Annotated in this window: 25 protein-coding genes and 1 tRNA gene; 12 read left to right on the top strand and 14 right to left on the bottom strand. The window is 42.4% G+C overall.

The features are described from left to right. The first annotated feature begins 1 nt into the window (after position 1). Positions 2-142 (top strand): hypothetical protein, encoded by a 141-nt coding sequence (locus tag ACE1CI_RS08265; protein ID WP_413261147.1) that lies wholly within the window; start codon positions 2-4, stop codon positions 140-142. Here ACE1CI_RS08265 and ACE1CI_RS08260 read toward each other — a convergent pair. From ACE1CI_RS08260 to ACE1CI_RS08245, 4 genes are all read right to left on the bottom strand, one after another. Then, positions 139-1,266 carry an HNH endonuclease gene (locus tag ACE1CI_RS08260; protein WP_413261146.1) on the bottom strand — a complete coding sequence of 376 codons (1,128 nt, stop codon included), beginning with the start codon at positions 1,264-1,266 and terminating at the stop codon, positions 139-141. The two genes, ACE1CI_RS08265 and ACE1CI_RS08260, sit on opposite strands and share 4 nt — an antisense overlap. Then, the gene (locus tag ACE1CI_RS08255) at positions 1,263-2,771 is read right to left on the bottom strand and encodes a DNA cytosine methyltransferase (protein WP_413261145.1); all 1,509 of its coding nucleotides are present in this window, start codon (positions 2,769-2,771) and stop codon (positions 1,263-1,265) included. Before ACE1CI_RS08255 ends, ACE1CI_RS08260 begins: the two co-directional genes overlap by 4 nt. Positions 2,772-2,984: 213 nt before the next feature. Next, positions 2,985-3,057 (bottom strand) — tRNA-Arg (locus ACE1CI_RS08250). Positions 3,058-3,093: 36 nt separating this feature from the next. Beyond that, complete coding sequence (locus ACE1CI_RS08245; RefSeq protein WP_413261144.1) at positions 3,094-4,599, bottom strand: site-2 protease family protein; 1,506 nt, start codon at positions 4,597-4,599, stop codon at positions 3,094-3,096. 3 nt (positions 4,600-4,602) lie between these two features. Between ACE1CI_RS08245 and ACE1CI_RS08240 the strand changes: the two genes are divergently transcribed. After that, on the top strand, positions 4,603-5,259 hold the full coding sequence (locus ACE1CI_RS08240) for an MBL fold metallo-hydrolase (RefSeq protein ID WP_413261143.1): 657 nt from the start codon (positions 4,603-4,605) through the stop codon (positions 5,257-5,259). A 27-nt stretch (positions 5,260-5,286) separates the two neighbouring features. Here ACE1CI_RS08240 and ACE1CI_RS08235 read toward each other — a convergent pair whose 3' ends face one another. Beyond that, positions 5,287-5,538 (bottom strand): DUF7219 family protein, encoded by a 252-nt coding sequence (locus tag ACE1CI_RS08235; RefSeq protein ID WP_413261142.1) that lies wholly within the window; start codon positions 5,536-5,538, stop codon positions 5,287-5,289. Between the two features lie 238 nt (positions 5,539-5,776). Between ACE1CI_RS08235 and ACE1CI_RS08230 the strand changes: the two genes are divergently transcribed. Further along, positions 5,777-6,310 carry an MgtC/SapB family protein gene (locus tag ACE1CI_RS08230; protein ID WP_459563974.1) on the top strand — a complete coding sequence of 178 codons (534 nt, stop codon included), beginning with the start codon at positions 5,777-5,779 and terminating at the stop codon, positions 6,308-6,310. On the opposite strand, the gene ACE1CI_RS08225 is transcribed toward ACE1CI_RS08230, so the two are convergent. The 7 genes from ACE1CI_RS08225 to ACE1CI_RS08195 all read right to left on the bottom strand — a co-directional run bounded on the left by ACE1CI_RS08225 (position 6,307) and on the right by ACE1CI_RS08195 (position 11,783). After that, complete coding sequence (locus ACE1CI_RS08225; protein WP_413261140.1) at positions 6,307-7,500, bottom strand: NAD(P)/FAD-dependent oxidoreductase; 1,194 nt, start codon at positions 7,498-7,500, stop codon at positions 6,307-6,309. The two genes, ACE1CI_RS08230 and ACE1CI_RS08225, sit on opposite strands and share 4 nt — an antisense overlap. Positions 7,501-7,584: 84 nt before the next feature. Then, positions 7,585-8,772 carry an IS110 family transposase gene (locus ACE1CI_RS08220; RefSeq protein ID WP_496615337.1) on the bottom strand — a complete coding sequence of 396 codons (1,188 nt, stop codon included), beginning with the start codon at positions 8,770-8,772 and terminating at the stop codon, positions 7,585-7,587. Positions 8,773-9,407: 635 nt separating this feature from the next. Beyond that, positions 9,408-9,839 (bottom strand): hypothetical protein, encoded by a 432-nt coding sequence (locus tag ACE1CI_RS08215; protein ID WP_496615336.1) that lies wholly within the window; start codon positions 9,837-9,839, stop codon positions 9,408-9,410. A 27-nt stretch (positions 9,840-9,866) separates the two neighbouring features. Continuing rightward, positions 9,867-10,157 (bottom strand): hypothetical protein, encoded by a 291-nt coding sequence (locus ACE1CI_RS08210; RefSeq protein ID WP_413263699.1) that lies wholly within the window; start codon positions 10,155-10,157, stop codon positions 9,867-9,869. 371 nt (positions 10,158-10,528) lie between these two features. Further along, on the bottom strand, positions 10,529-10,828 hold the full coding sequence (locus ACE1CI_RS08205) for a hypothetical protein (RefSeq protein WP_496615335.1): 300 nt from the start codon (positions 10,826-10,828) through the stop codon (positions 10,529-10,531). After that, on the bottom strand, positions 10,773-10,904 hold the full coding sequence (locus ACE1CI_RS08200; RefSeq protein ID WP_496615334.1) for a hypothetical protein: 132 nt from the start codon (positions 10,902-10,904) through the stop codon (positions 10,773-10,775). Before ACE1CI_RS08200 ends, ACE1CI_RS08205 begins: the two co-directional genes overlap by 56 nt. 21 nt (positions 10,905-10,925) lie before the next feature. Then, on the bottom strand, positions 10,926-11,783 hold the full coding sequence (locus ACE1CI_RS08195; protein WP_496615333.1) for a hypothetical protein: 858 nt from the start codon (positions 11,781-11,783) through the stop codon (positions 10,926-10,928). A 233-nt stretch (positions 11,784-12,016) separates the two neighbouring features. Between ACE1CI_RS08195 and ACE1CI_RS08190 the strand changes: the two genes are divergently transcribed. From ACE1CI_RS08190 to ACE1CI_RS08160, 7 genes are all read left to right on the top strand, one after another. Continuing rightward, on the top strand, positions 12,017-12,289 hold the full coding sequence (locus tag ACE1CI_RS08190) for a helix-turn-helix domain-containing protein (RefSeq protein ID WP_496615332.1): 273 nt from the start codon (positions 12,017-12,019) through the stop codon (positions 12,287-12,289). Between the two features lie 259 nt (positions 12,290-12,548). Next, entirely contained in the window at positions 12,549-12,764 is a 216-nt protein-coding gene (locus ACE1CI_RS08185) for a hypothetical protein (protein WP_496615331.1), read from the top strand. A 43-nt stretch (positions 12,765-12,807) separates the two neighbouring features. After that, positions 12,808-13,098, top strand: a complete 291-nt coding sequence (locus ACE1CI_RS08180) for a hypothetical protein (protein ID WP_496615330.1) — start codon at positions 12,808-12,810, stop codon at positions 13,096-13,098. A 4-nt stretch (positions 13,099-13,102) separates the two neighbouring features. Beyond that, complete coding sequence (locus ACE1CI_RS08175; RefSeq protein WP_496615329.1) at positions 13,103-13,531, top strand: hypothetical protein; 429 nt, start codon at positions 13,103-13,105, stop codon at positions 13,529-13,531. Positions 13,532-13,533: 2 nt separating this feature from the next. Continuing rightward, positions 13,534-14,124 carry a hypothetical protein gene (locus tag ACE1CI_RS08170; RefSeq protein ID WP_496615328.1) on the top strand — a complete coding sequence of 197 codons (591 nt, stop codon included), beginning with the start codon at positions 13,534-13,536 and terminating at the stop codon, positions 14,122-14,124. 99 nt (positions 14,125-14,223) lie between these two features. After that, positions 14,224-14,691, top strand: coding sequence for a hypothetical protein (locus tag ACE1CI_RS08165; protein ID WP_496615327.1), 468 nt, complete (start codon positions 14,224-14,226; stop codon positions 14,689-14,691). A 359-nt stretch (positions 14,692-15,050) separates the two neighbouring features. Further along, complete coding sequence (locus ACE1CI_RS08160; RefSeq protein ID WP_413264858.1) at positions 15,051-15,434, top strand: hypothetical protein; 384 nt, start codon at positions 15,051-15,053, stop codon at positions 15,432-15,434. Here the strand turns inward: ACE1CI_RS08160 and ACE1CI_RS08155 are convergent. Then, positions 15,429-16,031, bottom strand: coding sequence for a hypothetical protein (locus tag ACE1CI_RS08155; protein ID WP_413264859.1), 603 nt, complete (start codon positions 16,029-16,031; stop codon positions 15,429-15,431). The genes ACE1CI_RS08160 and ACE1CI_RS08155 overlap by 6 nt on opposite strands. After that, positions 16,031-16,636 carry a tyrosine-type recombinase/integrase gene (locus ACE1CI_RS08150; protein ID WP_496615326.1) on the bottom strand — a complete coding sequence of 202 codons (606 nt, stop codon included), beginning with the start codon at positions 16,634-16,636 and terminating at the stop codon, positions 16,031-16,033. Before ACE1CI_RS08150 ends, ACE1CI_RS08155 begins: the two co-directional genes overlap by 1 nt. Before the next feature lie 270 nt (positions 16,637-16,906). On the opposite strand from ACE1CI_RS08150, the gene ACE1CI_RS08145 reads away from it, so the two are divergent. Together ACE1CI_RS08145 and ACE1CI_RS08140 are read left to right on the top strand one after the other, a co-directional pair. Next, the gene (locus tag ACE1CI_RS08145; protein WP_413266875.1) at positions 16,907-17,890 is read left to right on the top strand and encodes a hypothetical protein; all 984 of its coding nucleotides are present in this window, start codon (positions 16,907-16,909) and stop codon (positions 17,888-17,890) included. A 30-nt stretch (positions 17,891-17,920) separates the two neighbouring features. Next, on the top strand, positions 17,921-19,786 hold the full coding sequence (locus tag ACE1CI_RS08140; RefSeq protein ID WP_496615325.1) for a hypothetical protein: 1,866 nt from the start codon (positions 17,921-17,923) through the stop codon (positions 19,784-19,786). Position 19,787: the final 1 nt, after the last annotated feature.

Below are 19,787 nucleotides of genomic sequence, written 5' to 3'. Positions count from 1 at the left end.
TATGATTAGTTTTGGATTAATTACAGAGGGACTTACGGATCAGATAGTTATTGAGGATATTTTAAGCGGATATTTTAATACTGATGATATCATTGTTAACCCGTTGCAACCAGAAAGAGACACTAAAGATTTTTACGCTTAAGCCTGAAGACGCATTTGAAAGAGCGTCCATCGAGACTCAAGAGCTATCTGACTTGGACGCTCGTTAGCACACAGAAGAGTGTGGTTTTCCGGGAAGTGATAACCAGCAGCAAGGGCTGCTGGATGCAGTTGTATCCGCAAAGATTCTGGATGAATACCAAGGAAGTCAAGATCAAATAGAGTGTGTAAGTCTGTACGCAGAAGGAGTCCGTTGTCAGGGTGATTATCTTCTTCACCACGATAGGGAGATATATGGGCAGCATCAACGACTTCCATCAAATTGCAACCAGTAATCATACATTGTTCTCCGTAGCGCGATCGCAGTGCTTTACGAAATGCAGATTGTCCACGACGCACTCTAATTTGACGCATTGCCACTTGTCGGCGATCACTTGCTACTGGAGAATAATCTGGGATAGTTGAATTATCAGCAGTTTCAGCCTGCTCATCCTCATCAGTTTCTAGGATGTAACTTGAATTGTTACGTACAATTAGTAGTTGCCGAATATCATCTGAGGCATGGCGACAACCATCTATTGTCATTTCCAATTCCATCAGTAACTCTCCAGCTGCTGGATAAAGTTGTTTAATTTGTTGGGTTACAACCAAAGCTATGTCAACTGTTGGAGTCCACATATTTCGAGTATCTTGTCCCAACAGTTCGAGGATATTGTAGTAAGCTTGTTCCTCTGTAATAGGAATCACGCGATAGGGCTGACCTTCTGGACTCCGAATACATATCCATGAGAGAGTTGGGAAAGGTATGGTAGCCTTGTCAAAGACCATAATCATCAAGTCACCTTCTCGGATGCTGCCATAAAACAAGCCTTGTATAGCATCTCCGGCTAACCGCCAGTTTTTGCCTTTACCTTGGAGAGCAACTGGTCGTGAGTCTTCAATTATGATATGTGATGAAAGTTGTGTCCCATCAGCCGCAAAATACCGACACTTCACATACACTCGGTTTTCTGTTGGTACAACATGAGGAAACCAGTCATAGAAAATTGGTTTATTTATGTTAACTGCTCGTTCACGTCCTGCTTCGCCAACAGTTTTTCTTGTCTCTAAAAACCATCCAAGGTTTGAGGCAACCAGCCTTCTAACAACATAGCTAAATCTGCTCATGCTAAGAGTTTATAATTTGGGAGGTTACAAACTGACTGATTAATTTTCTGCCAAGCTGACACTAAATCTGCTCGAAGACATTTCGCTACTGCAAAAGCCATGAGAGGCGGAACAGCATTACCAATCTGTGTTAACTGTGAGTTCATACTGCCATGAAACTGAAATGCGTCTGGAAATGACTGTAATCTAGCTGCCTCTCGTAACGATATTCCTCGTGCCTGATTACTATCAAAATGAATGTGAGAATATGAGTCTTTACCAATATGGGCAGGAACAGTTCTTGCTGGTTGGTCAGACCACATCTTACGAAACTTGTTTGGATAACGATGAACTTTATAAGGTGGAACAATTTCTTTATATATTCTCTTCCATTCGGCACTTCCTTCCTTAATTTCTTTTCCTGTTTCTAACTCTAACTGTGCTATTTTTTCTTGAAATATTTCTAAGGCAATTTCAAGAGCTTCAGGATACATATCACCCTCTGACATTCTACGAAATATTTCATAATCACGAGGCATATAACGAATTATGTGTCCCGTAAATTCATCCGTATTATTTTGAAAATAAGGCCATTTTTTCATGGTTTCTGTAAATTTGTTATTTTTAGGTAGGTACCTCATTTTCAGGTTTACATTTCTCGGAAATCCTTTCCCAGATCTCCCATCCAGGTGATGATAGATTGGTGGCAGGTCAGCAAATGCCTGTGATGCCGTTACTGCTGGCAAGACTTTGGAAGCAAACTTATGATGATCAACATAGTGGATATATGGAGGTAAAACTTCAATATGTCCTGTACCTGCTCGTGATGTTGAATAACCAACAGGTATGTCATACTTATATTTAATTTCTGGGAATGAAGGTTTTATATTTAATTCTTTGCGGATACCTACTAAAAACATTCTTTCTCTTAATTGAGGAACACCATACCAAACTGCATTTAAGAGAGTGTATCGGGTTTCATAGCCAAGTTCATTAGCAGTGACGGCAATTTCTTCAGCTACATTTCTTCCAACAAACTTGCCAATTTCTCTTACATTCTCCATAACAAAAGCAATGGGTTTTAAAGCTGACACATAGGAGAGAAAATAGTGGTACATTGTAGCTCTTTCATCAAAGCCATGAGCATACTTCTTGCCTGCTATATCCCACAAGGCAGCACGACCAAGGCGAGAAAAAGCTTGGCAAGGCGGGCCACCAATGATAATGTCTACTTCACTTTCAGGATGAGGAAATAAAGGGCATAAGTGTGACACCGCAGTGAATGGATCGACTTTTGTAATATCTCCATAAGCTGCGTATCCCCCTAGTGGCATGAAACATGAGAAATTCTTCTCGTGTGATTTTCTAGCATTATCATCTATTTCAATAGCTGCAATGCAACGATATTTTGCGCGGTGAAATCCGAGAGTCATACCACCACAGCCAGCGAATAAATCGACTGTACGAAAATATCCGCGTTTAACTGCTTCAGAAAGTTTTAAGATTGACCAGTGTTTTGAGTGCATAGAATTTAGAATAATGCTAAAGAGTCATTCGTCATAGCCATCTTTGGAAAGCATACACTACCAAATTTGGGGTTTCAAACCCAAGGTATCAATTTGATCTTGGCTTAAGTTATTCTATGTTGAAAGTGATATTGACTTTCTTAAATAACAAATAATCTGTCAACGCGGACAAATATCTGTCCACACAGACAAATTATTTCCTAATCTACCAAACGAGCACGGAGGGATTTGAACCCCCGACACCCAGGACCGGAACCTGGTGCTCTATCCACTGAGCTACGTGCCCACACAACATTACTCATTATAGCACTTTGCTGGCTTATCAATTCAACAATCGCATTAAAAATTGAGGGGCAGGCAAAATGATTAACAACAGTAGTGCTAGGGAAAGTAAACCGAACAAGTCTCGCTGGTTGTCTAATTCTGTCACATCATTGAGCGCGGGTTCATCGTACACAGGCATCAAAAACAGGAATAATGCCCATAACAGAAAATCTCTAGGGATTAGAGTCACCTGGAAAAGTATCGGCATTAAAGAGACGAATAGCATGATCAAGCGAGCAAGTTGACCAATGGCAGCTGCTTTTCTTTGTCCGAACATGGCATGGACAATGTGACCACCGTCGAGTTGTCCCACTGGCATTAAGTTTAAGGCTGTGACGATTAAACCAATGTAACCAGCTACGGCTACTGGATGAAGATTAATTGCAGTTTTAGCGGTGAGTTCGCTACCGAGAGCTAGTTTACTTAAGGTGGCTAGCAAAATCGAAAAATTGGGAATCAGGGCATCAAATTGTAATATTCCTGTCCTTGTTGGTAGGGGAACAACGCTAGAATTAGCCAATCCCCAAATTAGCAGGGGTAATGTAACGATGAAACCTGCTAATGGGCCTGCAATTCCCACATCGAATAAGGCTTTGCGGTTGGGTACGGGACTTCGCATTTGAATAAATGCGCCAAAAGTTCCCAGGAAAAAGGGGATGGGAATAAAATAAGGCAGTGTGGTGCGAATTTTGTAGCGTCTAGCCATTAGGTAATGACCCATTTCGTGAACGCCCAAAATGGTCATTAGTGCTAAAGAGTATGGTAATCCTTTGAGTAATAAACTGGGGTCGGATTGGAGAGCTTTGACGGTAACGCCTGCAATTTCTGTGCCAATTACTGTGGTGGTAAAGAGGGTAATTAACAACAATGCTAAGGCTAAACCGGGGCGATGGAAATTGGCATTTTGACGTTTAGCTTCGGGGTGGGCTTGGGGGTTGGGAACTAGGGCAAAAAAGGGTTGGTCGCTAAAACTATCTTGAAAGACGACTAGGAAGCGATCGCCAAACCTAGCCTCAATATTACCGCGAATCGTCCGATAAGCTTCCTCGGATTTAGTTCGCAAATGTCCCCGACAAATTACCGCTTGGGGATGGTACTCTAAGTCTTGCAGGTAGTAAACTGACCAAGGGAAACAATCCCGCAGTTGTGCTTCCTCTTCTTTATTGATGGGGCGTACTTTTGCAGCTTCGGCATCAGCTGGCTTCGCTGTTTCTGGTGTTTTGGAGTTATTCGTTGTCTGATTTGCTTTTGCTTGCGGTTGTATTCTTCCCTTTTGAATCAGGTAAGTGTACAAAATTAACGAAGCAAAGAACACACCAAGTAACAAAAATCCTGGCATTGGTCGATTTCTGCCATTAGCTAAAATCCAACCAGTCCAAACGAACGGTGGTGCCATCATCACTAACCACAATAACCAAACAGGCGTTGTGGTGATGCCAGCGACGCTACGCTTCACGATAAAGTAAGTAGCTATTCCCAGTAATACGAGCAATATGAGAATCATGTTATGTCCAAACTAGCAAGGGCTGTCTTGGACACTATTTCTGCCTTTCCACCCAATCGTGATACGTTGGGAGCAACAGCCTACCTTATTGTAGAAAACCAAACCCACATTTTGATCGATTGTCCCGCTTGGGATCAAGAAAATCAACAATTTTTACAAGATCAGGGCGGTGTCTCTTGGTTAATCATCACTCACCGAGGCGGTATTGGTAAGGTAAAGGAGATTCAAGCAGCTTTCGGTTGTCAAGTTTTAATTCAAGAACAGGAAGCTTATCTTTTGCCTGATTTAGAGGTAACGACTTTTGAGCAAGAGTTTAACTTGACTCCTCAAACTCAAGTTATTTGGACACCTGGACATTCTCCGGGTTCTTCCTGTGTTTATTCCAACACTCAAGGAGGTGTATTATTTTCTGGTCGTCACCTGATACCAAATCAGCAAGGTTTGCCTGTGCCTTTGCGAACTTCTAAGACTTTTCATTGGCGGCGACAACTGCGGAGTGTGGCTTGGTTGCGCGATCGCTTTTCCCCAAACACGCTAAACTACCTTTGTCCCGGTGCTAACACAGGCTTTCTCCGGGGTAAACGAGTCATCGAACAAGCTTATCAGCATATAGCAGCTTTGAATTTAGAGGCAATGTTGGAAACACAACCTCTGTTCTAAAGGCTATGCCAACAAAAACCCTTTTCTTTAACCTTGCTCATCTGATTTTGCCGACTCATCAATACCTAATTGTTTTTTTGAGCTTTTTAGCTGTTTCCAAAGGCTCTTAATTTGTTGGTAAGCTTCCTCAGCAGACAGTTTACCGTTAGTTTGCAGAGCGCAAATATAACTTATTCTTTGAGCAAATTCTTGCAAATTCGCATCAAACGCCAAGTACTCTGGTTTGAATTTGCCGTGATAACGACCTCTAGGGTAAAGAAATTCTTTGGGATCTGTCATCTTTTTTCCCCAGCCTCTAATTCTTAGAACTTAGCATTTTTGTCAAAATTAACCTAATCTTAATCTATACTTAATCTTAAACATCGGTAAATCGCTCGATTTACCAGAGATAGATTTAGTTTAGCAGGCAAAGCGGAAAAACTCTTTTGGCTGGAATCTGCACACAAAAGTGCTGAGTATCAACCGGGAATCTCTACTCAGCACAGAAGTCCTAATGGGGGGTGTGGTCATGAATTCGATGTTTTTTAGTGCTAACAATTGGCAGGTTGTCGCTTTTAGACTAACAGTGGCTTTGCTAATTGGCTGTGTAATTGGTCTTAATCGTGACCAACCTGGTAGACCTGCTGGGTTGAGAACATTTATGATTGTCAGCTTAGGTGCTGCGGTGTTTGTGATGATTCCGTTACAGATAGAAAACGATAGCACTTTTGCCTCTTCTAACGCTTTGAGTCGAACCATCCAAGGTGTAGCTTCAGGGGTGGGATTTTTGGGTGCAGGGATAATTTTGCAACAATCTTCTGAAAAATCAGGAAAAGCAGAAATTAAAGGGTTGACTTCTGCGGCGACAATTTGGCTAGCGGCTGGGTTAGGTGCAGCCGCAGGCTGTGGTTTATGGCAAATGAGTTTGATTGCGACAGTGATGGCGTTAGTGGTTCTTAGTGGAGTTAAGAAACTGAAAAAATCTAATTTGATAGGTTCTCGTAGTCGCAATCCTCAAACCAAAACCGAGTCAAAAGATAGTGCAACTAGTCAAGATATACAGCAACGTTAGTTGTTCAAAAATTCCAAAATCGGGTTGGCTATCCAATTCACGCCGACTCGCAATTGATGATTTAAATTAGGCATTCGGGACAGATAAATTAGACGGCGTAAAGTATAAGCTAACTGACCGTTTAATTGCAAACCCATACTACTGAGTGAGGCTTCTTGGGTTCCTAAAATTAGCATTTCGCCTGTATTTTGATAACGGAAAGATAGTAAGGGTCGATCGCTTAAAGCCGCCCAAATATTCCAAGCCACAAAATCCGATTGTTGAAAAGCTGCTTGAGCAGAAGCGGGTACTTGTTGACCCTCAGCATCGCGACAATCTGCTAAATCTCCTAAAACAAAGATTTCTGGACGATCGATCGCTTGCAGAGTTGATGTAGTAGTTAATTGGCTGCGTTGGTTTTGTTGCAAGGGTAAAATTTTCACTAGATTAGACCCCCGCATTCCTGCTGTCCAAATTACTAATTCTGCGGGAATTGTATCTATTTGTCCTTTATAAAGTAAGGAAATACTATCAGGTTCAATGGCATCAACCGTAGTTTCTAAATCAATCCAAATATCCTTAGCATTTAATACATTAAGTGCAGTTTCGCGGTTAAATTCTGGGGATGTACGCAAAATTTGATTGCCTTGTTCAATGAGTCGAAAACGCCCTCTTTTGCCCAAGCGATCGGCTAATTTGCAAGCTAACTCAACTCCACAATAACCTGCACCAACGATCGCCACCCGAATTTTATCCTTGTCCGAAGCTTCTAAAAGTCGCAATCTTTCTTCTAAACGATAAGCATCAGCTAGGGTACGGAAAGGAAAAGCATAAGCAGAAGCGCCCGGTACCATATCCAAAGGAGAATCGCCACCCAATGCCAAAACTAGCTTGTCATAAGGTATTTCGGAATTATCTTGCAATTGAACTCGCTGCTGTTCTAAATCAATTCCCGAAACAACTCCTTGACAAAAACGAATATTTGTGTTTCTAAGAATTTCACTAAAGTTTGGTGCTATTTCCCAAGATTGTAATTCTCCGGTGAGAAGTTCGTAGAGGAGGGGAGTGAAGACGAAGCGATCGCTTTGATCGACCAGCACAATTTCCGGTTTTTCCTCTCTTTCCCAAGGTAGCGAATCTAAGCGTAGAGCCGTGTAGAGACCGCCAAAGCCTCCACCTAATATACAAATACGGGCAGGTTGTTTGCTCATGGTTGAAGTCTTAGCAGGGGACTCTTTTCACTCTAGCAACAACTTGTAAAAGAATAAGTCCCCCTTAACAAGGTGACTTGACATTTAGTAGGAGAACTCTACAACTAATTCCTTAAACAGCAGCCTAACTGCTTTAGCGCAACACCTAGACCTGACTAACTTTATGGGTCTACCTGCGGACTTCTCCTCATCCAGCGCTGCACCTAAAGATTTACCGATCGCATTTTTTAACCTGCCTTTTTCCGGCTCAATCCTGGTAAACAACCACTGCCACAAAGCTTTCCGGCACAAGTCAGAACCACCAACGATTTTCTTTTTAGATTTATCACCGGATGCTTCCGTAGTTGGGGAAACACCAAGCGCTTTTTCAAATCGGCGGCGGGAGAGATGGCGCTTGGTTGGTTTACCACTCTTTCGCCCTTTGCGGATTTTGATGTCGGGTTTGCCATCTTGGTTAAGGAAGTTCTCAAACGGGTAAATCTGACTGAGGATAAGTGCTTCCACTCGTTGACCAAAACCGAAACGGGTAAACACTTTACGGTAAGGAAGGAATCTAGGATCGGTTATCAGCTGTTTAAGCTCTCCCTCGATGCTCATCTCTTCCCGTTGCAGGTCGCATATTCTAGAAGCGTGATGGTGAACTGTAGGCGTTAGACCTAATCCGACCGTCTGAGCATAAAGGTTATCATACTTTTTCGATTCCCTTTCCCCGGCAAGCCACCCCCACAGAAGCGGCACATTGTCGCTGCAACGGACCGATCGCACTAACGCAGCTTCCGGGAACTGCCACGCTAAATCTTGACGCAAGCGATTGATAATGGGGGACTGCACTCGGTTGAGGTGCGCTAGTCGTAGTACCAGTTCTCTGATTCTGACAATCGTGTAGTCGCGTTCTTGCAGAAACCGCCTTGGGTTGTCTAAATAGTCAAAGGCGTAACAAGCAAGCGCCAAAGCATCAGCGTCGTCATCCTTATCGGGTAGTTCTAAGTGACTTTCTCGGTAATAGCGTAATTGGGTGTGTCCGACTAGCAAGACTTTGACTCCGGCACGGGCGAGATGGGTTCCCCACAATTTAGCGTAGTTAACGCCTGTCGGTTCCATCACTGCGATGTCGGGTCTTAGGTCTAGTAGTTGTTTAATACCAGAAGCATCGGCATAGATTTTTAAAAACTCTGCATCGTAATAATATTGGCGTGGGTCATCTGGTCGCTCTGTGAGTAAGCACGCAGCGACAGAGGACTTGCAGATGTCAAGCCCAACAATAGATATCATTCCGTTTTCTCCAGGGTGAGGTTTCCAAATTCCCAATAGTGCAGAGTCTACGAATCACCCGAAGGCCAGAAGCCTACTTCACTCTCAAGACCTGAGATTAATTGCACTCTTGGACGATAACGAGTTGCAGCCGAACCTATGAAAAGGTGAAGGCACAAAAGCCTGTTTCAACATCAAAGCCCTAAGCTGCAAATTGTGTTACCGTGCGGATGATTTGGACTCGATCCGCGACAGGGGAGGGATTCCCCTGTTTCGGCTAGGGAGTCAGGCTAGCCATCATCAGGCGGGATTTTTGCTGACGCTTTGAGAGATCGCATTTTAAACAGGTGAAATAAAAGTTTAAAATACAGACCCGAACTGTTAATCTTTGAGTGCGTAATATTTTGCCTGCCAGTAACAAGGCTTGTCATTTATTGTTGAGAAATACATAAAAATTTGGCCTTGCCAAGTAATGATATCTGGAGGTAACGCGCAAGGTATATCAACTTCTTTAATCTGCTTTCCTTTTCCCGTGCATAGAATTATTTTCACTGATGTCGTATGCGAATTGTGGTAAGATTGTTGTTATTAGTTAAGTATTTTTGTACATAAAAGCGATCGCACTTGGGACTCGTAGTGCGATCGCTTTTTAATGACTATCGTTCTATTGAGCTTTTAAATTCCGGGAAAGCCTTTTCTAATTCATCAATTACGGCTGACATGGTTTTCCCCTTAAAAGAATCTATTGCTTGTTCAGCCAATTGCTCTCTGAGCGTTTTCAAGTCAGTTTCAGGAGAAAATTTTTGCAACTTTTCTGTCGCGATGGCGAAAGCTTTCATGATCATTGCAGCTTCAAGTGCCTCTTGTGTGTCCCTTTTTTGACGCAGTTTGACAACAGGGGTGATTTTCTTAGAAAGTAGTTCTAAGTGCATTTCTCGCAGTACTAGCATGACAATATAACTGTCTCGCAATTCATCGCATTCTATTTCAGCTACAGCATTACCACCCTGATCGACTATTACTTGTAGGTATTCCTGCAACTGCGTTTTGACCTTGCCTACGTCCATTACATCTATTTGAACGCCCATGATATTTGGTTCCTCAAATTAGTAGGGTTAAATTGTTTGTTTGACGGTTACTTTTCTGCGTTCGGCGGCTGCTACTTGATCGTTGTAAAGTTGTACCGCTTTATGAACGCGATGGGAAACTAAATCATATAGCTCGGAATTCTGGCATGGCATTACTTGGAATGAACCACCGCGATAGGGTGTCCAAGCTACAAAATAAAGGTTGTTTGTTTGGATGTGTTCTACCATCAACAAATCTGGTTTTTGGGAAAACTTAAAGTTTTCGCCTGATTGATTGAGTTCTCGCTTGATTAAACTAATTAAGTGATGTGTCAACATAATGCACCCTTATTTTTTGTTCCATCTGGCATCTATTCTGATAGCGATAAAGGGGCAGGGATAAATCCAAAAGATTATTCCTCTGCCTAAATAGACGGGTTGGAAGTAAACCCCGATCATTAGGTTTCTCCAGCTACATTCGATGTCGAATCTTTGGCTCATTCATTTGTTAGTAATTAACGGTGTAGGAGATCGATATGACTACCAACGTGCGAACTGTTTGGGAAGAAATTGCGATCGATCTAACCTAATCGGACCGATCGCAATAACAGGATCATGTGTTCTTCAGTTAGTAGAACTTGGACGCGGCTTAATTACTCATAGATTGCACCTCAACTCAACACCCATCCTCAACAAACAGCCCTCCCTGGTTATGGCGGACGGGGAGATGGGGAGATGGGAACACAGGCAGCACGGAATTCGCGGATACCTTCTAGCCAGTCAAGTTGACGGTGGAATAGTGTAAAGCTGCTCAAGCGATACAGCAGCTTGGGTAGTGGCGAATCGCTCTCTACCCAAACACCTTGAGGGTTTTTGCGGCGAAACCTGTAGCGGGTTTTCTTGCCGTAGGTAATTTCGTAGTCGCCAGTTTCAGCAAGGATGGGTAGATTTGCCTCAAAGTGTTGCTCTAGGGCAACTAGCCCAGGTGATTCTCGATCGCTTATCGCCACTGGGAGTAACTCCTTCTTTGGCTGCTAGTTCCTTGAGTTCCTTGGTTGATAGCTGTTGTAGTTCTGCTAGTTTCATGGGCAGGTTGTCTCCTCAAGTTCACCCGGATTTTGCGTCAACACCAGCGTGTGAATTCTTTGTCGAACGTGGGAAGCCAAAAGTCAGGGCTGTAAACTCATCAACTAAAGTCTCAATATCTTTTAACCAAGTTTGTGTTTTTTTAGCTTTCACTTCCTCAGTTTTCGGCTCGGCTTCTTCTTCCTCTTCTGGTTCTATTCCTGATTCCTTATCTAACAAGTGGTTAAGATATTCCTCTTTGCTCATCCCAGCATCAAGAGCCATCTTTTCTAAGCGTCCGTAAGTTTTGGCATTTGTCCGAATAGACTTTTTGGTGTTTTCTTCACCGTCAATAATTGCTACTACATGATTAGCAGTAATGCCTTTTTTTGGCGGCGCACTATCAATAACCTCCAGCCATTTATCAAACATTTCATCGCAGCAATAATCCCCTAAAACTGGGTCATTCTCTGTTAGGTATTTGGTGAGAGGTCGGGCTTGTGCTTCACAGGTTGGTAAGGTTTTGAAGCCTTGATGAACTAGTGCCATACAGACTTTGGCAGCTTTGATTAAGCGGTTTGCGTACCAGCTACCTATGCCGATTAATTTCTTGCAGAAGTGGTTAAACGTTCTGGCTTTACGTTGCCAGAGGTGTTTCCATTGGCGGAGTCTATCCAACCAAATGCCAGCGACGACATAGCCAAGCTGACCAGATTTGGCATACCTAGAACACCAGGAAAGGGCGTTTACTTCGTTGGCTCCGGTGTAAAGAGCTAAATTTTCTTGCTCTAGTAAATCGGCAATGACCCAATCTTCTACGTGAGAGAAGAATTGATCAGGCGAGACTTTTTTTTCATCCCACTCATTGAGGGAGTTTAACAGTTGTTGGGTGATGTCCATGTTGTTTGAACAAACCAATGTTTTGGGCGTTAGGTTTTTCCCGTTACAAAATTTATTTGCAGGGGATTTTCTATTACTTCCATTGGCAGGAATATATGGATGGGCAGTTATGCTTTGACGCACCCTGATTGGTTGTCTTGGGGTAGCTGCCCATTTTTGTGTCTACCAACTAGCAGAATACTGCCACATACTCTTAATGTCAAGCAGTATTCTGCTAGCAGAATACTGCTAATATGGAATCAAACGATCAAGAACATCCAACCTTGAAAAACCTCATTGAAGCTTCTCAACTAACAGAGCCAGAACTTAGCCGACAAATGGGAGTCGGTCAAAGAATTATTGGGGACTGGAAGCGTGGGGTATCTATTCCCAGATTCGACAGAGCGATCCTTTTAGCTAAAACCTTGGGCGTGTCGTTAAAAGTTCTCGCTTTATCTATGGGACTAGACGTAAGCAACTTACCAGATGACACTCCCCGACTAACAACGGATAAGGAGGTGAACTGACGACAACAACCAATAAACCAGTGCAGCAGGGCGGGAAATTCCCGCCTTTGAAATTAGGAGATGGTTTTGATTTTTTTGGGACTGGTTCGGGAGCTCCATGACCAGGTTCTACAAAAATCTGCCCCAATCCAAATACCTTTAAGCGACTGTGGCTACCAGGGAATACCAGGGAGGACTACTACCAAAATTAGCAAATGGGGGTTGGCCCAAAGTGCCGAAAACTGTCGAGTTTTAAAAAACCTTACCAACATCAACGACCATGACTCAAGCCAAAGAACAATACTGCAAAACCTGCGGACAACCAATTCGCTGGGTAAAGACACAGAGCGGAAAATTTACTCCCATTGATGCAGATGGGATGACTCACTGGGCAACCTGCACGGATGCCGAGCGCTATCGGTCCGATCGCGCCAGAGTCAAAAAAGCTTTGTTCGAGATAGAGCAGTTTATTAATCTCCATTTGGGAAGCGTTTGACTCCGTGAAATTAAACTATGTTTCGCTTTTAAACAGAATCAAGATGCCAAAAACACTAATAGAACAAGCCAAAGACCACATCCTCAACACCTGCCTACCTTTGTTGAGACCACACCACGAAGCAATGGTAATTCCCTGCCTAAGAGAAGATTACGCAATCTACAGCGTGGCTCTGGAACTACCAGAAGTAAAACAAGCACTACCGCCAAACATCCCAGTCAAATTACAGGTAGTAACTCCAGACGGGAAACCAGTGCCAGACATCATCATTGCCACAGTAGAAGACGCAGCTTCCGGCAAATTAGAGCGCTACTTAAAATCAATGGGACTGTAAAAAAATGACTGAAACTGCAATTTCAACACCAGGCGTTGAACAATTACCAGTGGTAGAAGTGCATAACTGCTACACGCTTTATGAACTGGATGAAGAAGGGGAAGAGTGCGAACAAAAACTACTCAGTTTCTCGCGACCGCAAGATTGGGGAGATAAAAGCCGCTGGCATTACCACTACTGCAAAATTGAACTTACCTACAAGGGCACTCACTACATTAACCATTGCCACATTTGGCAGGGGTGCGATCGCAAAATTTTTGAAGCGTGTAAAGCCATCGCCCCCAGCTTATTCATGTTTATGCAACCAGGACAACCAGTAGAACTTTGTGCCAATACCCACCTAGCAGAAGAAGATTTTTGGCTCAACGAATGGGGAGAAGAACCACCAGTATTTATTGATGAAACCGACGAATATTATGAGGAGGATTATTAACCATGTCCGAACGACTTGATGATGATGTATTGAAAGAATTTGTCCCAATCCCAGCAGAAGACTTTGAGGACTTTGGTACTTGCTGTGTCTGTGGCTGTGATTCATCACCTGAACGCCCAGTCAGAAACTTCATCTGCCTCGACTTTAAACAACCAGTACCTGGTAACGGCTGGGGATGTGTAGTTTGTAATTTACCGCCAGAAGGAGCACTCGCAGTAATTTGCGACAGATGTTTAGAAGAAGAAAATTTCAACTATAAATTCATCGTTTCTGGAGACATGAGCGATAAAAGTCGCATTCCTTACCCAGAAAACAGAGAACATTTTGCTCACGACGAATCCAAACATCAAGAATTTGAATCTATGACAATAGGAACAGTATCAGATCCCTCTTGGGATTATGCAGCGTGTTGGCAACAACTATCAGAAATATTCCGAGAACTTTCTGAATTACAGTGCTATCTCACAGACCAAGAGCAAGCAACTGTACAAAGTGACCTACACATTCACGCCACAGCACAATATGTAGCTGCAAAACTTAATAATATGTCTTACTTACTCGTTCATCCGATAGAGGAAGCTGACGAATTTTAAAAAAGAAATGGGTTCCTAGTAATAGGAACCCATTTTATTAGCACAGGTTGCTTTGTTGAGCGATCCAATGTTTTACACTTTAGCCCAATTAATTAACCAATGGACAATCCCACATTATTCGATTTAAAGCCATACTCAAAAGACATTATTTACCATCCAGACTGGGAAGATATGCAGGGGGAAGACGAAGTAATTTTACCCCGTTCGCACGTTGAAGAAACTCGTTCGCACGTTGAAGAAACTCGTTCGCACGTTGAAGAAACTCGTTCGCACGTTGGAGTAACGTGCGAACCAAATCAACCAACGTGCGAACAACCTTACCAGTGGGTAGAAATTTATCCTGTTAAGCAGGAAAATTTTTATTACCGCTACAGCTACATCGACAGAAGCGATAGGATTCACCGCGTAGTTAAACATCATATCCCCGGTGGTAATACTGCCTCACCTTTGGCGATAAACAGAATGAGGGAGATCGAAAATGCCATTAGTTGTGGCGCTCAACCATCACAAATAGAAGCGATGATAAAAGCATGGAGAAAACACACCAAAATTAGTGGTAATAAATAATTGGGAAGGAAAGGGCATGAATCTAAAAGGGGAACTGGGGAAATTGACGACAGCCCCCGCACCATTCCCCTGTTCACCAAAATCACTTTACTAGACTCACAGCTAATACAAATTGCCATGAAAGTTGAAGGGAAAAGTAAAGCCCAGGTGATTATAGAATCTCTACGGATAAACTTAAGCAAGTACGCCATATATACTACCGATGAAGGGTTAGACCCCTCAAATAGCACCAGTACAGATAAATAGTAAGATATACTGCCTTTTTTAAAGACTCTCAAAAGATTTTATCTTCTGTATTGATAAGTGGGAATCAATGAAGAAAGATAGTAACAAAAGCGTTACAAGTTATCACATTAATTATGAAAGCTTTATTAATCGCCACAGCAAACAAACAGCCAGATATTGATATTCCGTTACCCGACAGCACTACATCTCCGGTGGGTGACATTTTAGTTAGTGGCAGCATCGGATTAGGCTTAGGAGTCTTAATTGTCAGAGAAATCGTTAAGTCCGTTTCGGACTGGTGGCAGCACAGGTTAGAACTTTCCAAAGCTGAAGAAATGGCTGAGATTGCCGAAGACCAGGCAGATCGAGCGATGCTGCAAGAAATGATTAAAGACCTCAGAGAACAGAACAAAGTGCTACGCGACCAGAATCAAACCCTAGTGTTAGAGATCTGTCAACTGCGTAGAATGATGGAAATGTCAGGCCCGGTAACACCGCCATTACCCAAACAGTCATAGTTTGTCGCCAGCAATAATGGTGGTGCGGAAGATGTAATTGCGATCGGTCCGGTAGCGCGGATCGGCCTTCACCCATCCCATAAATTGTCTGTGGCTTTCCCGGCTTTGACCAACTAAACAACCAGCGCTGGCAGCACCGACATTTTTCATGTCATATCCCCAGTGTTGGTTAATGCCAAACAAACCAGTGTGGACTTTATCCCCAGTCCTAACCCCATCCTTATTTAAGTCCCGACACACCGACACCGGGGTAACTTGCACGAGTGCCTCGTGTGGCTGAGAACCTCCATGAGTTCCAACGCGCCAAGCTTTGTACTGTCCGAACTGAATTCGCGCTGCTCCATTGCGATTCATTGGCTGCATGGTGTATTTCCGTCCCGGCTCGGTAGTGGCGATGTACTTACCTACAATGACCGGATTGCCAAACTGAAAAGTAATGACAATTCTCAAATCATTCCACTCATCCAAACGATCGGCATTTATCGTACCGTCGGGGTTAACGCCCTCAATGTAAACAATGTTGACCTGACCGGGTTCTGTGGAAATTCGATAATCCTTATCGGTCATGTACTTGATAATTCGTTGTGCTAAGTCCATTATGCTGCTACCAAACTTGTATTAAAGGAAGGGAGTGAGGCGATCGCTTTTTTTAGTCGATCGCCATTTGGCTTAATATACCCAGCGAGTGTAGATAAACTACGATGCCCAGTAAGTTGCTGGATAGTGTGCAGGTCGTATCCCTGCTCGTGCAATGTGGTGATGAATGTCAACCTAGTTGAGTGTGTCGAGATGCCTTTATCAGACAGTCCGGCACGTTCTAGGACCTGACGCAGCATTTTGTCAGCTGTTGAAAAGTCAATCGGTTGCTCTGGGTTGTGGGGGGAAGGAAAGAGCCAACCTTGCAGCGGCGGTTGATAAGCTAGCAAAAGTTCCTTAAGTGCTGGATGAACAAACACTTGACGAGTATCGCGCTTGCCTTTACGAGTAGCGGCGGTAAAAGTTATTTCGTCTTGCGGTATAGAGTTTTTGGCATCTTTGTAAACATATTTCACATCAAGTTGAATAATCGCTCCCCAGCGCTCACCTGTGTAAAGTGCGATCGCAAAAATTAGCCGATCTCGTGGCGTGGGTAAATGCTCTCTAATTAACTTGCAATATTCTGGGGATAAAAATTCTGCTTTACCATGCCTGTCAATTTTCATAATTCCTTCCCACTTTTATTTAATAAAAATTCCCAAAAATATCGACTTTCGCTTAATTGTTGGAAATCCCTTGTTACTCTCCTTGTGAAGAGTTAATTAAATAGTATATCCTGACAGGCTTTGAAGCAATCAGTGAAAACACAGAACATATCGAACTTCTGCATAAAAGTGGGAATGATAGAGGAAAAATCATAAAGAGCCCTTTCTAGTTTTATTAATTTCGATGCTAGATACAAAACTGAGAATATTAACTTTAATTGTCAATAAATCATGTTAGTTGAAACTTGGATATCAGATAACGGAACATCTACCTCAATACCTGCTCCTCTGCCCTCAGAGATGCAAAACCGAGAAATTAGAACCAGTGGTTATGGTGGCGTGCGTAATGACAGTAACTACGCTACAGGGAAAATAGAAGGATGGGCTGGAGGGAGACAAAAATTTGTGATTCAACATCCTTTATTAGTAGGGGCAAGATGGGCTTATTGTAATGGGCTTTGGTTAATTTTAATCGTTCGAAATCGTTACCATTCTATGACTGTTGGTTTTACTGTTAAAAATCCCGTTCTTCCACCAGGATCGACAGGAAGATACAGCGTCTTAAGCGGATGGGCTTATTTTCTTACGCATTTATCATTTGGAGTTTATTACCCTTATAAAGAACTTTTTATTGATGCTTTTGAACCATATATATTTCATGGCTTTTTTGATAATACAAATAACATTCCTAATCATATCTCTGTAAGACAAGACTCTTTAAATATTAGATTTAAAGAATTAAGAGCCGAAGATGTGGGAGCAGAAGTTTTGGTTAATCAAGTTTCTTCTTATGATGTTTTTTTTCGCGATGCAAAATATATTATAGGAACCGATCAAAGTCCTTACTCTTATAGTACAGGTTTTGTAGGTGGAACTATCCGAGATGTTAGCGTTTATTGCACTGAACAGCGTGTTTCTTGGGGATGGGGGCTTGATTATGGATTATATCAATCCGGCCTTCCAGGAACTGTTGTTACGCCTACCGTTTCTGATATTGAAACCAAAGCTAAGAAATGGAGAGTTTCCCCTTACAACTCTAATTTTTTGGAATATGCGATCGACATTTTAAACCGACCTTGCCCCATTCAAATAACGGTAGATCCTGCACTTAACCCTACAGGAGACGATCACTTTTGCATGGATTATCAAGATTATGACGGACTACTTAATAGCTTTAATCGCATAGAAGAGCGATTAAATGAATTGCCGCAATAACCATTTTTTAGAATTACAAAGGATTTAGTTATGCCAGGTTTTGAGTACGATACCATCATCACGAAAGTCGATGGAGTTGGTCAGAAAATTGATAACGAACTTGTTGGTAAAAAGTTTGAATCGGCTGATATCAACAATCCATTAAACGATTTAATGGGTTCTCTGCTTCCAGTGTTAGGAGCAGTTTCAGCTGGAGCATTTACGACGATTAAAATTCCTGTAGCTGGGGCTGCGAATAATATTGTATCTTTTACCAGAATGCAGCAGTTGTCAACTGCGGTGAGTTCTTTATCTAGTACAGCCCAAGCTGGACAAGCTGCAACATCAGGAATACTGCAAGGTGGCATTCGAGGCATTTTAAGCTTCGGGAAAATGCTTCTGCCTTTAGTTGCTCAGATAGTAGCAGTAATTGCGGCACTGGCGTTTACTGCCTGGGAAATTTGGAACACTTTCGACACCATTGGGCAGAGCGTTTCACATCTTTATGAAGCCAAAGCAGAGTTAGAAGTAAAAGTCGGTTCGTTTGAAGCCAAAATGAATCGAATTGAAGCGGAAAACAGAGCGTTAAAAACTGGACTGGCGACGCTAGAAAGAACCACAAATCAACAGCTTCAACAACAAGCAACAAAAATACAGAATTTGGAGGCAGAAGTGGCGGGATTAGAAACTTTAATAAAAAACAATCACGCTCAGTCAATGCAACAGCTTAATACTGTCGCTAACAACGTAAATGCTGTTAAAACTGACACTTCAGATATCAAAATTGAACTTAACAATGGTGTCGGTATGTTATCGCGGGATATTGGCACTTTAAACAGTACATTTTCCACAAAGCTTAACAGCATTGAGACCAAACAAACAACAATGGATGAATATGCCAAAGCTAAGTGGGATTTGAATGAGTTTTGGCAGGTAAACAATCGCGCTGCGGTAACTGCTACGCTGACTGCTGCTGCCATTGAAGCACCAGGCAGACCATTAGCTTTTGTTCAAACAACCGTTAACGAAACTAAAGCCAAACTAGAAAGAGCCACAGAAGGGCACCCAACAGAATCAAGAAATGATGAAGAGTATAACGCCGCGGTTGTAGCTGGGGGAATTATCGGCGGTGGCACTATTGGTTATGGAATTTGGAAAGCGACAAACGATGGATTTAAAGAAACTAGGAAAAGGATAGGAAAAATCGTAAATATAGGCCAATTACTTAATGCTCTAACTTTGATTGTCACTATTCATAATGCGTTAAATCTTAGTAGAGACATTGGCACTACTTTGTTCTCAGTTGTAGATAATTCCATGAATTTAGTCCTTAAAGCAGTTGGGGCTAAAGATGTGGATGGTGAAGACATTAGCACCAGTAAAAGTGTAAAAGAATTTATTGATAACACAATGAAAACTGTTTTCGGCGTGCAATTATGGACTGAAATTAAAGCAGATTGGGCGGCAGCTAATAGAATCGTATCGGCGGGTAATACCCTACTTTGGTCAGTTCGAGAACTTGGTGATAATGTTGGCTCTTTAGCTACTTTAGCTTGTGAAAATACCGGGAAAATTGGTAACAGTTTAAGAAAAGCCGGAGTGATTTTTAATGGTGGACCTTGGTTTCCTGAAAACTATTCTAGAGGAAACACTTGGGGGATTCGCATGACTAATTTCTTAGAAGGCGTGCAGAATACCGCAGAGGTATTTGAACAGCTAACCTCTACTGCTTTATCTGTGCAACAAAATATAGAAGACATCAAAGAGAATAACGAGAAATTCCAAAAAACTCTCAAAGAAGACCTGCCCAAACTAACCGAAAACAATAAACCAATTAGCGACGCGGAAATTCTGGCTGCACTTAATAGCGTAGGCGTGCTAATAGAACCCGAACACCTAAAAAATCAGGATGAATAAA

The organism is Floridaenema flaviceps BLCC-F50 (assembly GCF_041929275.2).
Lineage (GTDB): Bacteria > Cyanobacteriota > Cyanobacteriia > Cyanobacteriales > Aerosakkonemataceae > Floridanema > Floridanema flaviceps.
Note: the sequence above shows the minus strand (reverse complement) of the source record. Positions and strands in the feature narration are given on the sequence as shown.

What these genes read in the sequence shown, in the direction of transcription:
- ACE1CI_RS08265 (WP_413261147.1), top strand. Translation starts at nt 2, where the DNA reads ATGATTAGTTTTGGATTAATTACAGAGGGACTTACGGATCAGATAGTT.
- ACE1CI_RS08260 (WP_413261146.1), bottom strand. Translation starts at nt 1,266, where the DNA reads ATGAGCAGATTTAGCTATGTTGTTAGAAGGCTGGTTGCCTCAAACCTT.
- ACE1CI_RS08255 (WP_413261145.1), bottom strand. Translation starts at nt 2,771, where the DNA reads ATGCACTCAAAACACTGGTCAATCTTAAAACTTTCTGAAGCAGTTAAA.
- ACE1CI_RS08245 (WP_413261144.1), bottom strand. Translation starts at nt 4,599, where the DNA reads ATGATTCTCATATTGCTCGTATTACTGGGAATAGCTACTTACTTTATC.
- ACE1CI_RS08240 (WP_413261143.1), top strand. Translation starts at nt 4,603, where the DNA reads ATGTCCAAACTAGCAAGGGCTGTCTTGGACACTATTTCTGCCTTTCCA.
- ACE1CI_RS08235 (WP_413261142.1), bottom strand. Translation starts at nt 5,538, where the DNA reads ATGACAGATCCCAAAGAATTTCTTTACCCTAGAGGTCGTTATCACGGC.
- ACE1CI_RS08230 (WP_459563974.1), top strand. Translation starts at nt 5,777, where the DNA reads ATGTTTTTTAGTGCTAACAATTGGCAGGTTGTCGCTTTTAGACTAACA.
- ACE1CI_RS08225 (WP_413261140.1), bottom strand. Translation starts at nt 7,500, where the DNA reads ATGAGCAAACAACCTGCCCGTATTTGTATATTAGGTGGAGGCTTTGGC.
- ACE1CI_RS08220 (WP_496615337.1), bottom strand. Translation starts at nt 8,772, where the DNA reads ATGATATCTATTGTTGGGCTTGACATCTGCAAGTCCTCTGTCGCTGCG.
- ACE1CI_RS08215 (WP_496615336.1), bottom strand. Translation starts at nt 9,839, where the DNA reads ATGGGCGTTCAAATAGATGTAATGGACGTAGGCAAGGTCAAAACGCAG.
- ACE1CI_RS08210 (WP_413263699.1), bottom strand. Translation starts at nt 10,157, where the DNA reads ATGTTGACACATCACTTAATTAGTTTAATCAAGCGAGAACTCAATCAA.
- ACE1CI_RS08200 (WP_496615334.1), bottom strand. Translation starts at nt 10,904, where the DNA reads ATGAAACTAGCAGAACTACAACAGCTATCAACCAAGGAACTCAAGGAA.
- ACE1CI_RS08195 (WP_496615333.1), bottom strand. Translation starts at nt 11,783, where the DNA reads ATGGACATCACCCAACAACTGTTAAACTCCCTCAATGAGTGGGATGAA.
- ACE1CI_RS08190 (WP_496615332.1), top strand. Translation starts at nt 12,017, where the DNA reads ATGGAATCAAACGATCAAGAACATCCAACCTTGAAAAACCTCATTGAA.
- ACE1CI_RS08185 (WP_496615331.1), top strand. Translation starts at nt 12,549, where the DNA reads ATGACTCAAGCCAAAGAACAATACTGCAAAACCTGCGGACAACCAATT.
- ACE1CI_RS08180 (WP_496615330.1), top strand. Translation starts at nt 12,808, where the DNA reads ATGCCAAAAACACTAATAGAACAAGCCAAAGACCACATCCTCAACACC.
- ACE1CI_RS08175 (WP_496615329.1), top strand. Translation starts at nt 13,103, where the DNA reads ATGACTGAAACTGCAATTTCAACACCAGGCGTTGAACAATTACCAGTG.
- ACE1CI_RS08170 (WP_496615328.1), top strand. Translation starts at nt 13,534, where the DNA reads ATGTCCGAACGACTTGATGATGATGTATTGAAAGAATTTGTCCCAATC.
- ACE1CI_RS08165 (WP_496615327.1), top strand. Translation starts at nt 14,224, where the DNA reads ATGGACAATCCCACATTATTCGATTTAAAGCCATACTCAAAAGACATT.
- ACE1CI_RS08160 (WP_413264858.1), top strand. Translation starts at nt 15,051, where the DNA reads ATGAAAGCTTTATTAATCGCCACAGCAAACAAACAGCCAGATATTGAT.
- ACE1CI_RS08155 (WP_413264859.1), bottom strand. Translation starts at nt 16,031, where the DNA reads ATGGACTTAGCACAACGAATTATCAAGTACATGACCGATAAGGATTAT.
- ACE1CI_RS08150 (WP_496615326.1), bottom strand. Translation starts at nt 16,636, where the DNA reads ATGAAAATTGACAGGCATGGTAAAGCAGAATTTTTATCCCCAGAATAT.
- ACE1CI_RS08145 (WP_413266875.1), top strand. Translation starts at nt 16,907, where the DNA reads ATGTTAGTTGAAACTTGGATATCAGATAACGGAACATCTACCTCAATA.
- ACE1CI_RS08140 (WP_496615325.1), top strand. Translation starts at nt 17,921, where the DNA reads ATGCCAGGTTTTGAGTACGATACCATCATCACGAAAGTCGATGGAGTT.